This is a genomic window from Klebsiella sp. CB_Kp196 (assembly GCF_040061575.1).
Lineage (GTDB): Bacteria > Pseudomonadota > Gammaproteobacteria > Enterobacterales > Enterobacteriaceae > Klebsiella > Klebsiella michiganensis.
The window spans coordinates 46,386-60,130 of the sequence record NZ_JBEAFH010000044.1 but is presented as its reverse complement, the minus strand read 5'-3'; the positions used below and the strand labels follow the sequence as shown (position 1 = coordinate 60,130).

Annotated in this window: 11 protein-coding genes; 5 read left to right on the top strand and 6 right to left on the bottom strand. The window is 59.1% G+C overall.

From position 1 onward, the window contains the following. The first annotated feature begins 59 nt into the window (after positions 1-59). The 5 genes from ABLU87_RS13385 (at position 60) to araD (ending at position 5,628) form a co-directional block, all read left to right on the top strand. Positions 60-1,544 (top strand): sugar ABC transporter ATP-binding protein, encoded by a 1,485-nt coding sequence (locus tag ABLU87_RS13385; protein ID WP_122117052.1) that lies wholly within the window; start codon positions 60-62, stop codon positions 1,542-1,544. 67 nt (positions 1,545-1,611) lie between these two features. Beyond that, positions 1,612-2,541 carry an ABC transporter permease gene (locus ABLU87_RS13380; protein ID WP_046878552.1) on the top strand — a complete coding sequence of 310 codons (930 nt, stop codon included), beginning with the start codon at positions 1,612-1,614 and terminating at the stop codon, positions 2,539-2,541. Positions 2,542-2,568: 27 nt separating this feature from the next. Next, positions 2,569-4,047 carry an FGGY-family carbohydrate kinase gene (locus tag ABLU87_RS13375; RefSeq protein WP_088168821.1) on the top strand — a complete coding sequence of 493 codons (1,479 nt, stop codon included), beginning with the start codon at positions 2,569-2,571 and terminating at the stop codon, positions 4,045-4,047. Then, positions 4,044-4,943 (top strand): L-ribulose-5-phosphate 3-epimerase, encoded by a 900-nt coding sequence (locus ABLU87_RS13370; protein WP_032694312.1) that lies wholly within the window; start codon positions 4,044-4,046, stop codon positions 4,941-4,943. The genes ABLU87_RS13375 and ABLU87_RS13370 overlap by 4 nt, the downstream gene beginning before the upstream one ends. Further along, positions 4,933-5,628, top strand: coding sequence for an L-ribulose-5-phosphate 4-epimerase (gene araD, locus ABLU87_RS13365; protein ID WP_014228429.1), 696 nt, complete (start codon positions 4,933-4,935; stop codon positions 5,626-5,628). Before ABLU87_RS13370 ends, araD begins: the two co-directional genes overlap by 11 nt. A 233-nt stretch (positions 5,629-5,861) precedes the next feature. On the opposite strand, the gene kdpE is transcribed toward araD, so the two are convergent. From kdpE to kdpF, 6 genes are read right to left on the bottom strand one after another with little or no spacing between them, the layout of a single operon-like run. Further along, positions 5,862-6,539 (bottom strand): two-component system response regulator KdpE, encoded by a 678-nt coding sequence (kdpE, locus tag ABLU87_RS13360; RefSeq protein ID WP_014837830.1) that lies wholly within the window; start codon positions 6,537-6,539, stop codon positions 5,862-5,864. After that, a complete protein-coding gene (gene kdpD / locus ABLU87_RS13355; protein WP_042944637.1) occupies positions 6,536-9,223 on the bottom strand; it encodes a two-component system sensor histidine kinase KdpD in 2,688 nt (895 codons plus the stop codon). The genes kdpE and kdpD overlap by 4 nt, the downstream gene beginning before the upstream one ends. A 2-nt stretch (positions 9,224-9,225) precedes the next feature. Continuing rightward, entirely contained in the window at positions 9,226-9,801 is a 576-nt protein-coding gene (kdpC, locus tag ABLU87_RS13350; RefSeq protein WP_004848885.1) for a potassium-transporting ATPase subunit KdpC, read from the bottom strand. Positions 9,802-9,811: 10 nt separating this feature from the next. Further along, complete coding sequence (gene kdpB, locus ABLU87_RS13345) at positions 9,812-11,860, bottom strand: potassium-transporting ATPase subunit KdpB (protein WP_088168823.1); 2,049 nt, start codon at positions 11,858-11,860, stop codon at positions 9,812-9,814. Between the two features lie 21 nt (positions 11,861-11,881). Further along, the gene (gene kdpA, locus ABLU87_RS13340) at positions 11,882-13,561 is read right to left on the bottom strand and encodes a potassium-transporting ATPase subunit KdpA (protein ID WP_122117048.1); all 1,680 of its coding nucleotides are present in this window, start codon (positions 13,559-13,561) and stop codon (positions 11,882-11,884) included. Further along, on the bottom strand, positions 13,561-13,650 hold the full coding sequence (kdpF, locus tag ABLU87_RS13335) for a K(+)-transporting ATPase subunit F (protein WP_009651669.1): 90 nt from the start codon (positions 13,648-13,650) through the stop codon (positions 13,561-13,563). Before kdpF ends, kdpA begins: the two co-directional genes overlap by 1 nt. Between the last annotated feature and the right edge of the window lie 95 nt (positions 13,651-13,745).

Genomic DNA, 13,745 nt, shown 5'->3' with positions numbered 1-13,745 from the left:
GCCGGATTCTTATTAAAGTATGACTCGCTATTTTATCGAGCCATTATGGAGCGATGTTTATGCCCAGCTTACTGGAAGTCAAAAACGTCAGTAAAAGCTTCCCCGGGGTCAAGGCGCTGGATAATGTCAATATCACCCTTGGCCGAGGGGAGGTGCATGCTTTATTAGGTGAAAACGGCGCGGGTAAATCGACGTTAATGAAAATCCTTTGCGGGATATATCAACCTGACGCCGGTAATATTTTTATTGACGGTAAGCAGCAGCATTTTCATAACTATCGTGACGCGATTGCCTGCGGCGTAGGGATTATCTTTCAGGAGTTTTCTCTTATTCCCTATCTGAACGCTTATGAGAATATTTTCCTTAATCGCGAAAAGGTAAATCGTTTTGGCCTGCTAGATCGTAAAGCGATGCGCCGCGAGGCGTTACGCATTTTTAAAGATCTTGGCGTGACCCTCGATCCCGATGAGCAAATTTGCCATCTCAGCGTCGCCGAACAGCAGTTCGTGGAAATTGCCAAAGCGCTGTCGCTGGATGCGCGAATTCTCATTCTGGATGAGCCCACCGCGACCTTAACCCCGAGCGAGGCGGAGCATCTTTTCCGCGTGATGCGCGATTTAAAGGCCAAAGGCGTCGGGATGTTCTTTATCTCACACCATCTTGAGGAGATATATGAGATCTGCGACAGCCTGAGCATTCTCCGCGACGGCAAATATATCGGGTCGGCAAAGGTCGACAATATCGATATCGCCGAGATGATCCAGATGATGGTCGGCCGTGAGGTGGAGAATATCTATCCCGAGCGGCGGACGCTGGCGCATGATGAGATACTGCTGGAGGCCGAAATTCAGCTTACCGAGAGTAGCCAGCTCAATCGACTGACGCTGCGCAAAGGGGAGATCCTGGGCCTCGCCGGGCTGGTGGGGTCGGGGCGTTCCGAAGCGATCCTGGCCCTGACCGGCGCGGATAAATGCTTCAAAAAGCGCGTCCGCCTGGCCGGAAAAGAGGTGACGATAAAATCCACCGACCGGGCTCTGCGTCTGGGCATTGGTCTGTTGCCGGAAAGCCGCAAAACGCAGGGGCTGGTGCTGCCTTTTTCGGTCAAAGATAATATCTGGCTTAACAAACACGCCTGCCAGTTCTCGCTTATCCGCGATAACGAAGAGCGCCTGACCGCCGAGCGTTTAATTAATCACGTTGGCGTGAAAACGCCGGATGCCGGGACCGCGGTGGGCTCGTTGAGCGGCGGTAACCAGCAGAAAGTCGTTATTTCCCGTTGGTTAAATCATGATGTCAATATTCTTATTTTTGACGAACCGACTCGCGGTATTGATGTCGGAGCGAAATCAGAAATCTATCAGATTATGCGCGACCTCACCGCCCAGGGTATTTCAATAATTATGATTTCATCTGAGCTACCAGAGGTGATTGGCGTTAGCGACCGGGTAATGGTTTTTCGCGACGGTAATATCGTTGCCGAACTCGAGAACGACCAAATCAATTCCACTGTGATTATGCTGCACGCTGCCGGTAATATTATTTAGGGAGTATTAAATGAGTAATGAAAACGTGTCATTAGCGCCCGCCGCATCTCCTGATAAAAATAAAAAGATGCTCCATGGTTTATTAAAAATGCCCGCGTTCCTGCCGTTTGTTGGTCTGGTACTCCTGTTCTCCTGTATGGCTATTTTTAATGACTACTTTTTAACGGTCGATAACTTATCGACCGTCGCCCGTCAGGTCTCGATTAATGCCATCATTGCCATCGGGATGACCTTTGCCATTCTAACCGGCGGAATCGACCTCTCCGTCGGCGCGGTCATGGCCCTGGCCGGTACCCTGATGGCGGGATTAATGAAGTACTATGGTTTAGATCCGTGGTTAGCGATTCTTATCGGCCTGTGTTCCGGCGTCGCCTTTGGCGCGCTGAACGGCTTTTTAACCGCCTACGGTAAAATGCCGCCGATTATCGTGACCCTCGGGGCAATGATTATTGCGAAGGGGCTGGCGCTGATCTATACCGGCGGCTACCCCATCTCCGGCTTACCGGATTCATTCGCTTTTTGGGGCCGTGAATATCTGTTCGGTATTCAGGTGCCTATTATTCTGATGGTGGTTTTATATCTCATCTTTTATATCGTCCTGAATCATATGCCGTTTGGTCGCTATGTTTATTCCCTCGGCGGTAATGAAGAAGCGGCGCGCCTGAGCGGCCTGCGGGTGAAATATTATAAATTGCTGGTTTACGTGATCAGCGGTTTTACCGCCAGTTTTGCCGGTCTTATTTTCACCTCGCGGGTGATGAGCGGCCAGCCGAATGCCGGCGTCGGATTTGAACTGGATGCCATTGCCGCCGTGGTGCTCGGCGGGGCATCCATTGCCGGCGGCCGCGGAATGATTATCGGCACCCTGATTGGCGCCATGATGCTCGGCGTACTGAATAATGGTTTAAACCTTCTGGGGATCTCTCCTTACGTTCAGTACGTGGTGAAAGGGCTTATTATTTGGGGCGCCACCTTTATTAGCTCAGCCAGACGTTAACTTATTTTAAATATGAGGCGAAGGGATATGAATTTTATCGGAGTTGATATCGGTGGTACGGTCACCAAAGCCGGTATATATAATGAGTTAGGGCAAGAGATTCACGTGGCGTCGCAATATGCGCAGGTATTATCCGAACAGCCGGGCTTTACCGAGCGGAACATGCATGAGCTATGGGATACCGTTTGCAGCGTCATAAAAAAAGCGCTGTATGAAAGCCAGGTGCCGCCGTTAAGCATCGGCGGGATCGGTTTCTCCTCGCACGGCAAAGGGCTCTACGCGATTGACAAAAAAGGCGAGCCGGTGCGCAACGGGATTATCTCATCCGATACCCGGGCGCTGGCGTTTGTCAAAAAATGGTATCGCGAAGGTATAGACAAGCTGGCATACCCAAAAGGATTGCAGCAGCTGTGGACCGGACATCCGGTGTCGCTACTGGCGTGGCTGAAAGCGCATGAACCGGCCAATTACGACAGGATCGACGCCGTTTTAATGGTGCACGACTACGTACGTTTCCGCCTGACCGGCGAGGCGACGGCGGAGATCACTAATATTTCCGGCAGCAATTTTTATAACCAGTTTACCTCCCGCTATGACCGCGACATGATGGCGCTGTTTGGCATTGAGGAAGTGGCGGATAAAACCGCGCCGGTGGTGAACTCGACGGACTGCGTGGGCCACATTACCCTGCAGGCCTCGCTGGATTGCGGTTTGTGCCCGGGGACGCCGGTTTTCGGCGGCTTTTTCGACGTGGTGGCCTCCGCCGTCTCCTCGGGGATTGACCGGGCGGATACCCTGAGCGCGGTGGCCGGCACCTGGAGTATCGCCACCTCGGTGACGGATAGCATTATTGCCAGCGACTTTCCCTACATCTGGGGGAAATACTGCATTCCGGGTAAATACTTCGTTCACGAGGGCAGCCCCACTTCGGCGAGCAATCTCTCCTGGTTTGTGAAGCAGTTTTTCCCTGACGATGACCGCTGCTACGACCATTTCGAAAGCTGGATTGCGCAAGATACCGACAGCAACCTCATTTTTTTACCCTATTTGTTCGGTTCCAATCTGGCGATGGATCTGCCCGGCGCGCTGGTGGGCCTCGCGGGGCATCATACGAAAAAGGATATTATTGCGGCCATCTATCGCGGCATCGTTTTTTCTCACCTGGTGCATCAGGACCGCATTATTGAACTCAATCGGGATATTCAAAAAATTCGCTTTACCGGCGGGCCGAGCCAGTCGAGAGGCTGGACGCAGATGTACGCCGATGCGGCCAATCTTCCGCTGGAAGTGGTGGATATCGAACAGGCCGGCTGTCGAGCCGCCGCGCTGTGCGCCGCGGCCGGCAGCGGCGCCTACGCTAACTTCAGCGAAGCGATTGCCGCCACGCAGCCCGAGGTGGTCTGCTATCAACCCGACAGCAATCGGCATCAGCAGCTGCGTGAAGGCTACGCCCGTTACTTAGCGGTCGCGCAAAGCCTCTCCAGGGCGATGGGAGCGGCGCAATGAAACCCAGACTTGGCATCTACGAAAAAGCGCTCCCCGCGGCGCTGGACTGGCCGAAACGCTTTGAAATGGCGGCGGGCCTGGCGTTTGATTTTATTGAAATCTCCGTTGACGAAAGCCCCGAGCGCCAGGCCAGGCTGCGCTGGAACCGGGGGCAGCGGCTGGCGTTCGTGGCCGACAAAATTAACAGCGGCATTGATGTGCCGAGCATGTGCCTCTCCGCGCACCGCAGCCATCCCTTTGGTAGCGTCAATCGCGATACCCGGCTCAAGGCGCGGGAACTGATGCTTGATGCGCTGGATTTTGCCAGCCACGTCGGCATTCGCAACATCCAGCTGGCAGGCTATGACGTCTATTACGAATCCTCTTCGGCGCAGACCCGGGAATACTTTATCGAGGGCATCAACTGGGCGGTGGCCGAAGCGGCGAAAGCGCAGGTGATGCTGTCGATGGAGATTATGGATACCGCCTTTATGAGCAATATCTCCCGCTGGCTGGATCTCGAACGGAAGGTTTGCAGCCCGTGGTTTTGCGTCTACCCGGACGTTGGCAACTTAAGCGCCTGGCAAAACGACGTTCCCGAAGAGTTGAGGAAGGGCATTCATAAAATCACCGCCATTCATTTGAAGGATACCCAGCCCGTTTCCCACGCTTCGCTGGGGCAGTTCCGCGATGTGCCATTCGGGACCGGCTGCGTCGATTTTACCGAGATATTTCGTACGCTCTCGGCGCTGAACTATCGCGGCGCCTGGCTGATTGAGATGTGGGCCAAAAATGACGGGCTGGACAGCGAGAGAATCGCCGACGCTAAAGCGTGGCTAACGGATAAATACCAGCAGGCGTTTCGCCCGCCTCAGTATGAAGGCATTGTGAATTCAGGAGTGAAGTATGTTGGATAACCTCAAGCAGGCGGTTCTTGACGCCAATCTGGCGCTGCCGAAATTTCATCTTGTGACCTTTACCTGGGGCAACGTCAGCGGCATCGATCGCGACGCCGGACTGGTGGTGATCAAACCCTCCGGCGTGGAATACGCCGTGATGACGGCCGAGGATATGGTGGTGGTGGAGCTGGCGACCGGCAGGGTGGTGGAGGGGCGCTATAAGCCCTCGTCGGATACGCCTACCCATCTGGAGCTGTATAAGGCGTTTAGCGGCGTGGGCGGAATTGTGCATACCCATTCGCGCCACGCGACGATTTGGGCGCAGTCGGGCAGGCCGCTGCTGGCGATGGGCACCACCCACGCCGACTATTTTTATGGGCCGATCCCCTGTACCCGCCCGCTCAGCGATGATGAAATCCGCGGTGATTATGAAACCAATACCGGTCACGTGATTATTGAAACGCTGGGCGCGCAGCATACCGATCCGCTCAGCGTGCCCGCCGCGCTGGTCCACGGCCACGGCCCGTTTGCATGGGGAAAAGATCCGGCGAACGCGGTGCATAATGCGGTGGTGCTGGAGGAGATTGCCTATATGAATATGTGGACCCGTCAGCTGAGCATTGACGAACAGCCGGTCTCTGCGACGCTGCTGGATAAACACTATTTGCGTAAACACGGGGCAGGGGCCTACTACGGACAATAATCGCCTGCCTTCCCCGGATTGCGGCGTAAACGCCTTATCCGGGCTACCGGCCCGCAGTCGACGGTGAACCCGTAGCCCGGTCAGCGTAGCGCCACCGGGATGAAACAGCGTTGATTTATGAGGCCTGGCACATTTCCCGGAGGCGGCGCTGGACGCGCCTGTCCGGGCTACCGCCTGGCAGACGATGGCGGACCCGTAGCCCGGCTAAGCGAAGCGCGAGCCGGGGACAACGGCTAGGGCATAAACCGATAGCCGATCCCCGTTTCGGTCAGCAAATGCTGCGGACGCGCCGGATCGGCCTCCAGCTTTTGCCGCAGGTGCCCCATATAAATGCGCAGATAGTGGCTGTGCTCCACCGCATTCGGCCCCCAGACCTGATTGAGCAGTTGCCGCTGGGTCAGCACCTTGCCGGGATTATTGAGCAGTACCGCCAGCAGGCGAAATTCAATCGGCGTCAGGTGGATCTCCTGATCGCCGCGTACGATGCGGCGGGCGGGGATATCAACGTCAATATCGGCAAAACGCACCTGCGGTTCGTCGGCCTGGGCGCCGGCATGGCGGCGCATCGCCACCCTCAGCCGCGCCTGCAGCTCGCCAATACCAAAGGGTTTACTGAGATAGTCATCGGCACCGGCGTCAAGCGCGGCGATTTTGTCCTGCTCCTCGGTGCGTGCCGATAGCACGATAATCGGCATCTGGCTCCACTGGCGAACCTCGCGAATAAACGCGTTGCCGTCACCATCGGGTAGTCCAAGATCGAGAATGGTTAAATCCGGCTTGCGGGTCGCGGCTTCGATCAGCCCGCGCTGCAGGGTCTCCGCTTCAAATACGCGCATGCCGTCGGCTTCCAGCGCGGTGCGCAGAAAGCGGCGGATAGCATTTTCGTCTTCAACGATCAGAACGTTAATCACATTTCCTCGGCTAACTCTTCCAGTTCAGGGGGCGTTTCCCTCGGCAGTGTAACACGGAAGCAGGCGCCGCCCTGCGGGCGCGTCGCGGCGCTAATGGTCCCGCCGTGCACCTCAACGATCGCCTGGCAAATGGCCAGCCCCAGCCCGACGCCGGGGATCGCCGACTCTTTATTGCCGCGAGCGAATTTATCAAAGATAGCCTGTTCTTGCCCGGTGGGGATACCCGGTCCGTTATCCCATACCTCAAGCACTAAAGTGTGCGGATCGACGTCCGCGGTAATGCCGATTTGCGCCTGTGCTCCCGCGTATTTCACCGCATTTTCCAGAAGATTAATCAGTACCCGCTCAAAAAGCGGACCGTCGACGTGAACCAGCAGTAGCGGGTCCGGCAGCGCAAGCTGAATATGCCGCCCGCCGAGCCCCGGCTCCAGCATACGCAGCGCGCTGCCGACGACCTCTTCCAGGGTTAGCCACTCTTTATGCAAATTAAAGCCGCCGGACTGGATCCGCGCCATATCCAGCAGATTATTCACCAGGCGGGTGGTATTGAGCACGTGCTGGCGTATCTCGTTGGCCTGCGGGGCGTGCTTCGATCCTTCGCTGGCGAGATCGAGCGTCAGGATCTCCGCCTGGCCAAATAGCACCGTAAGCGGAGTCCGTAGATCGTGGGACAGCGCCGCCAGCAGCGAGTTGCGCAGGCTTTCCCGTTCGCTGTTCAGCCGGGCCTGCTCTTCGCTGGCGGTGAGCGCCAGCCGTTCCAGAGCGCTGGCGACCAGCAGGGTGAAGGTTTCCAGCAGGCGCTGCTGTTCAGGGATCATCAGCTGGCGCAGGTTGGCCGGCTCCACGACCAGCAGTCCCCAGGTGCGGGCGGCGCTTTTCAGCGGCAGGATCTGGTAGGGCACTCCGGGAAGCGTATCGGTGCCCGCACCGGCGGGTTGTCCTTTATCAAAGCTCCAGCGGGCAATCGCGTCATCCCAGGTGATTGCCGCCGCGGGCTTTGTCAGCGGCGTGAGTCTTAATGTTTCATCGGGCAGCAGCAGCTGGCTGCGCGCCTGAAACGTTGAGGCGATAAACCGCTCGCTGGTGGCGGCAATATCTTCACGACTGCGGCCCACCGCCAGCGCTTTTGACATTTCGTACAGATGCCGGGTGCGCTGTTCACGATAGCGCGCCACCCGCGCCTGGTAGCGTACGCCGGCGGTGAGGTTGCCGATAAGCAGCCCGACGGTCAACATCACGCCAAAGGTCAGCAGATACTGCACGTCAGAAACCGCCAGCGTGCCGCGCGGCGCGACAAAAAACAGGTCGAAGCTGACCACGTTAATCACCGTCGCCAGTACCGACGGCCAGCGGCCGTACAGAAGGGCGATAATCACCACGCCGAGCAGGTACAGCATCACCAGGTTGGCGGCCTCAAAGGCCATCAGCCACTGCATGGCGACGACGGTAATAACCGCGCACAGGGCGATGGCGACGACGCACCCCTGGAGCTGTAAACGCCATTTTTCCATCGCCGTCCGGCTATCGCTGGCGCGCGCCGGCAGGGAGGCGGCCTTTTCATCCAGCGCGATCACCACCAGGTCGAGATCCGGCGCGTGACGGGCCAGGCGATCGGCGAAGCCGCTGCGATCCCACCAGCGCCTTTTCTGCTGGCGGCCAATCACTATCTTGCCGAGATTATGTTCGCGGGCGTAGTGGAGGACGGCCTTCTCTTCCGAAGGATCGGCGAGGGTGGCGGTTTCCGCGCCCAGCTCCTGCGCCAGCCTGAGCGCGGCGAGAATCGCCCGCCGTTTCGCCTCCGGCAGGCGGTGCAGAGAGGGGGTTTCAACATACACCGCATGCCAGACGCTCCCCAGCCGGGCCGCCAGCCGGGCGGCGGCGCGGACCAGCTTTTCGCTGCCGGTGTTATGGCCGATGCACAGCAAAATGGCGTCGCGGGTATGCCAGACTTTTTCCTGGCCCTGACGGTCGCGCCAGGCGCGCATCTGCTCATCGACCCGATCGGCGGTACGGCGCAGCGCCAGCTCGCGCAGGGCGATGAGGTTGCCCTTGCGAAAGAAGTTCTCGATGGCCCGCTCGGCCTGGCCGCCGATATAGACTTTTCCCTCATTGAGCCGCTGACGCAGATCGTCGGGGGGCAGGTCCACCAGTACCACATCGTCGGCGGCGTCGAAAAACGGATCCGGGACGGTTTCGCGAACCTGCACGCCGGTGATGCCGCTGACGACATCGTTCAGGCTCTCGAGGTGCTGGACGTTAACGGTGGTAAATACGTCAATGCCGGCTTCCAGCAGCTCTTCGACGTCCTGCCAGCGTTTAGGATGACGCGAGCCGGGCGCGTTGCTGTGCGCCAGCTCATCGACCAGAATCAGCGCCGGGCGACGGGCCAGCGCGCCGTCAAGGTCAAACTCCTTTACGTAGCGCCCGCGGTGGGAAAGGCGGCGCTGGGGCAGGGTACTGAGCCCCTCAAGCATTGCCGCCGTCTCTTTGCGTCCGTGGGTTTCCGCCACGCCAATCAGAATATCCAGCCCCTGGGCGCGCAGCCGCTGCGCTTCCGCCAGCATCGCCCAGGTTTTACCGACCCCGGCGCAGGCGCCAAAAAATATCTTTAGCCTACCGCGATGCGGGGCGGCGGCGTGTTGCAGCAGGCGGTCAGGGTCCGGACGCAGCGGCTCGTCACTCATTTTTACTTATCCTTCAGGGCATCCAGCGACATATTCAGCTGCAGTATATTTACCACAGGTTGGCCGAGAAAACTGAGCAACGGTTTTTGCGTTGCCTCGTTCACAAGCTGCGTGACCTGCTCCACGCTAAGCTGGCGCGCTTTGGCGACGCGCGGCGCCTGCCACAGAGCGGCGGCAGGCGTCAGACTGTAATCCAGTCCGCTCGCCGAGGCGGTCACCAGCTCCACCGGAACCGTTGCGCTGGCGTCCGGATTGGCGGCGCGCAGGGCCTGCACCCGTTCGCTGATGGCTTTGTCCAGCGCCGGATTGCTGGCGGCGAGGTTGCTGCCGCCGGACGCCAGCGGGTTATCCGGCATCTCCGCCGTCGCGGAAGGGCGGCCCTGGAAATAGCCCGGCGCGGTAAAGTTCTGCCCGATAAGGCGGGAACCGCGCACTTCCCCGTCAATTCGCACCAGCGAGCCGTTGGCCTGCTGCGGGAACCACCACTGTCCCAGCGCGGTGGTTAACAGCGGATAGACGCCGCCGGTGAGCAGCGTTAACAGAATAAACAGCACAACAGCAGGACGAATGAATGACATGGTTTTTTCCTCACAGCAGCCCGGTCAGGGTCAATAACAGGTCGATCGCTTTGATACCGATAAAGGGCACCAGCAGTCCGCCCAGGCCGTAGACCCACAGGTTGCGGCGCAGCATCGCCGAGGCCGTCAGCGGCTTATAGCTCACGCCCTTCAGCGCTAGCGGGATCAGGAAGATGATAATCAGCGCATTAAAAATCACCGCGCTCAGGATCGCTGAAGAAGGCGAGTGCAGATGCATCACGTTAAGCATCGCCAGCGGCGGATAGACGGCGGCAAAGGCGGCCGGAATGATGGCAAAGTACTTCGCCACGTCGTTGGCAATACTGAAAGTGGTTAACGAACCGCGGGTCATCAGCATCTGTTTACCGATATGTACGACCTCGATCAGTTTGGTGGGGTTAGAGTCGAGATCCACCATATTGCCCGCCTCTTTCGCCGCCTGGGTACCGGAGTTCATCGCGACCGCCACGTCGGCCTGCGCCAGCGCCGGGGCGTCGTTGGTACCGTCGCCGGTCATCGCCACCAGCCGTCCTTCCGCTTGATACTGGCGGATCAACGCCAGCTTGGCCTCCGGCGTCGCTTCGGCGAGAAAGTCGTCCACGCCCGCTTCCGCGGCGATAGCGGCGGCGGTCAGGCGGTTATCGCCGGTGATCATCACCGTCTTAATCCCCATTTTACGCAGCTGGGCAAAACGCTCTTTGATGCCGCCTTTGACGATATCTTTCAGCGAGATAATCCCCAACACGCGTTCGCCTTCGGCGACCACCAGCGGCGTGGCGCCAAGACGCGCCACGTCTTCAACCTGTTTATCAATGTCGGCCGGGAAGTGGCCGCCGTTGGCCTCAACGTGGCGGCGAATGGCATCCACGGAACCTTTGCGGATCATCCGCTGGTCGATGTTGATGCCGCTCATCCGGGTCTGGGCGGTAAACGGCACGAAGGTGGCATGCAGCGATTGCAGATCGCGCTCGCGCAGATTAAAGCGCTGTTTTGCCAGCACCACGATGCTGCGGCCTTCCGGCGTTTCGTCGGCCAGCGACGACAGCTGGGCGGCATCGGCAAGGGTTTTCTCTTCCACGCCCTGCGCAGGCAGGAATGCCGAAGCCTGGCGGTTGCCAAGGGTAATGGTGCCGGTTTTGTCCAGCAGCAGGACGTCGACGTCGCCCGCCGCTTCAACCGCGCGGCCGCTGGTGGCGATCACGTTCGCGCCGAGCATGCGGCTCATCCCGGCGACGCCGATGGCCGACAGCAGGCCGCCGATAGTGGTGGGGATCAGGCACACCAGCAGCGCCACCAGCACCGTGACGCTGACCGCGTTACCGCTCCAGGCGGAGAAGGGCCAGATGGTGGCGGTGGCCAGCAGGAATACCAGGGTCAGGGCGATAAGCAGGATAGTCAGCGCGATTTCGTTCGGCGTCTTGCGGCGCTGGGCGCCTTCAACCATGGCGATCATCCGGTCAAGGAAGGTTTCGCCGGGGTTGACGCTGCAGCGGATCACCAGCCAGTCGGAGAGAATACGCGTCCCGCCGGTCACCGAGGCGAAGTCGCCGCCGGACTCGCGGATAACCGGCGCGGATTCACCCGTAATGGCGCTCTCATCCACCGACGCGCCGCCTTCGATAACTTCGCCATCGCAGGGAATAATATCCCCCGCCTCGACCAGCACCACGTCGCCTTTACGCAGCTCTTCGGCGGGGACGTGGTCAATTTGCGCATCGTGCTGCGGCGCGCGCAGCTTACGGGCAAAGGCGGTCTTTTTGACCCCTTTGAGGCTGTTAGCCTGCGCTTTACTGCGGCCTTCCGCCATCGCTTCGGCGAAGTTGGCGAACAGGACGGTGAACCACAGCCAGAGACTCACGGCAGCGGTAAATCCGGCGCTGCCGGCGATCTGCCCGCTTGCCATGGCAAGAGCCAGCAGGGTGGTGAGCAGACTGCCAATCCAGACGATAAACATCACCGGGTTACGCCACTGTACGGCAGGGCTCAGTTTTTTCACGGCGTCCAGCAGGGCCTGACGCACCAGCGTCGGCTCCAGCAGGGCTAATGATTTGCGACTCATAACAGGTTGCTCCGCAATCGCTTAAAGTAAGGAAAAGTGTTCCGCCAGCGGGCCGAGCGCCAGCGCGGGAATAAAGGTCAGGGCGCCAACCAACAGCACGGTGCCGATCAGCAGGCCGATAAACAGCGCGTCATGGGTGGCGAGCGTGCCGCTGCCGGCGGGCTGAATTTTCTTCGTTACCAGCGAACCGGCAATCGCCATCACCGGGATAATGACCGCGAAGCGGCCAACCAGCATGCAGAACGCCAGCAGCAGGTTCCAGAACGGCGTCGCCGCGCTGAGGCCGCCAAAGGCGCTGCCGTTGTTGTTGGCCGCCGAGGTGACGGCGTACAGCACTTCGCTGAAGCCGTGCGGCCCGGGGTTGAACATGCCCGCGCGACCGGCTTCGGTCATCATCGCCAGCGCCGTGCCGAGGAGCACCAGCGTCGGGGTCACGAGGATCGCCAGCGCAATCATTTTCATTTCGCGGACGTCAATTTTCTTCCCGAGGTACTCCGGGGTGCGGCCAATCATCAGCCCGGCGATAAATACCGCCAGCATCACGAACAGCAGCATGCCGTACAGACCCGAGCCGACGCCGCCGAAGACCACTTCGCCTATCTGCATCAGCCACATGGGAACCATTCCGCCCAGCGCGGTAAAGGAGTCGTGCATGGCGTTGACCGCCCCGCAGGACGCGGCGGTGGTGACCACGGCAAACAGGCTGCTGGCGAGAATACCGAACCGGCTCTCTTTGCCTTCCATATTGATACTGCTGTCGGCGCCAAGGCTCAGCAGATGCGGGTTACCGCGGGTTTCCGCCCACATCACTACCGCCACGCAGACGATGAAGATGAGCGTCATCGCCCATAGAATGGCCCGTCCCTGACGGCGATCGCCCACCACCTCGCCGAAAGCGAAGCACAGCGCCGCCGGGATGAGAAAGATCGCCAGCATCTGCACCAGGTTGGTCAGCGCGGTTGGGTTTTCAAACGGATGCGCTGAGTTGGCGTTAAAGAAGCCGCCGCCGTTAGTACCCAGCATTTTGATCGCTTCCTGTGAAGCCACCGGCCCCATCGGCAGCATCTGGCGCACCCCTTCAAGCGAGGTAACGCCCTGATTCGGGGAAAAACTCTGCGGCACGCCCTGCTGAATAAAGAACAGCGCGATGAGCAGCGAAATGGGCAGCAGCAGCCAGAGGGTGATGCGGGTCAGATCGACCCAGGCGTTGCCAAGGGTGCTGACTTTCTGCCGGGCATAGGCGCGGGTAAGGGCAAAGATCACCGCGATGCCGGTGGCGGCGGAGAGGAAGTTTTGCACCGCCAGCCCGGCCATCTGGCTAAGGCTACTCATGGTGGTTTCACCGGCATAGGCCTGCCAGTTGGTGTTGCTGACAAAGCTCACCGCCGTATTCAGCGCCAGATCCCACGACAGGCCGGGCAGGTGCTGCGGATTGAGCGGCAGCGAGCCCTGGAACATCAGCAGCGTGAACAGGACCAGCAGACCCAGCGCGTTAAACAGCAGAATAGCGAATAAATATTGATACCAGTTCATCTCCTGCGAACGAATGCCCGCCGCCCGCCATAAACCGCGTTCGATGCCGGCCAGGCCCGGTAGCGGGGCATCATTGATCATCGTCGCCAGCGCCGTGCCCAGCGGACGAGCCAGGATCATCAGCAGCAGAATAAAGCTCGCGATGAGTAAAAATCCTTGAGCGGCCATCAGAATGCCTCCGCGTGTATCAGGGCATAAACCAGATAAACCAGCAACAGGAACACCAGCGCTACGCCAGCGATTACGCCTGCACTCACAATCCACCTCCGGGTGTCTTTTTGATTTACGAGGAGAATAGGCAGTCGGGCGCAAAGATTTCGCAAAAATCAGCGGCGGGGGTGTAAAAAAAATA

Excerpts from the sequence above, each read along its gene's own strand:
- ABLU87_RS13385 (WP_122117052.1), top strand. The coding sequence starts at position 60 with ATGCCCAGCTTACTGGAAGTCAAAAACGTCAGTAAAAGCTTCCCCGGG.
- ABLU87_RS13380 (WP_046878552.1), top strand. The coding sequence starts at position 1,612 with ATGCTCCATGGTTTATTAAAAATGCCCGCGTTCCTGCCGTTTGTTGGT.
- ABLU87_RS13375 (WP_088168821.1), top strand. The coding sequence starts at position 2,569 with ATGAATTTTATCGGAGTTGATATCGGTGGTACGGTCACCAAAGCCGGT.
- ABLU87_RS13370 (WP_032694312.1), top strand. The coding sequence starts at position 4,044 with ATGAAACCCAGACTTGGCATCTACGAAAAAGCGCTCCCCGCGGCGCTG.
- araD (WP_014228429.1), top strand. The coding sequence starts at position 4,933 with ATGTTGGATAACCTCAAGCAGGCGGTTCTTGACGCCAATCTGGCGCTG.
- kdpD (WP_042944637.1), bottom strand. The coding sequence starts at position 9,223 with ATGAGTGACGAGCCGCTGCGTCCGGACCCTGACCGCCTGCTGCAACAC.
- kdpC (WP_004848885.1), bottom strand. The coding sequence starts at position 9,801 with ATGTCATTCATTCGTCCTGCTGTTGTGCTGTTTATTCTGTTAACGCTG.
- kdpB (WP_088168823.1), bottom strand. The coding sequence starts at position 11,860 with ATGAGTCGCAAATCATTAGCCCTGCTGGAGCCGACGCTGGTGCGTCAG.
- kdpA (WP_122117048.1), bottom strand. The coding sequence starts at position 13,561 with ATGGCCGCTCAAGGATTTTTACTCATCGCGAGCTTTATTCTGCTGCTG.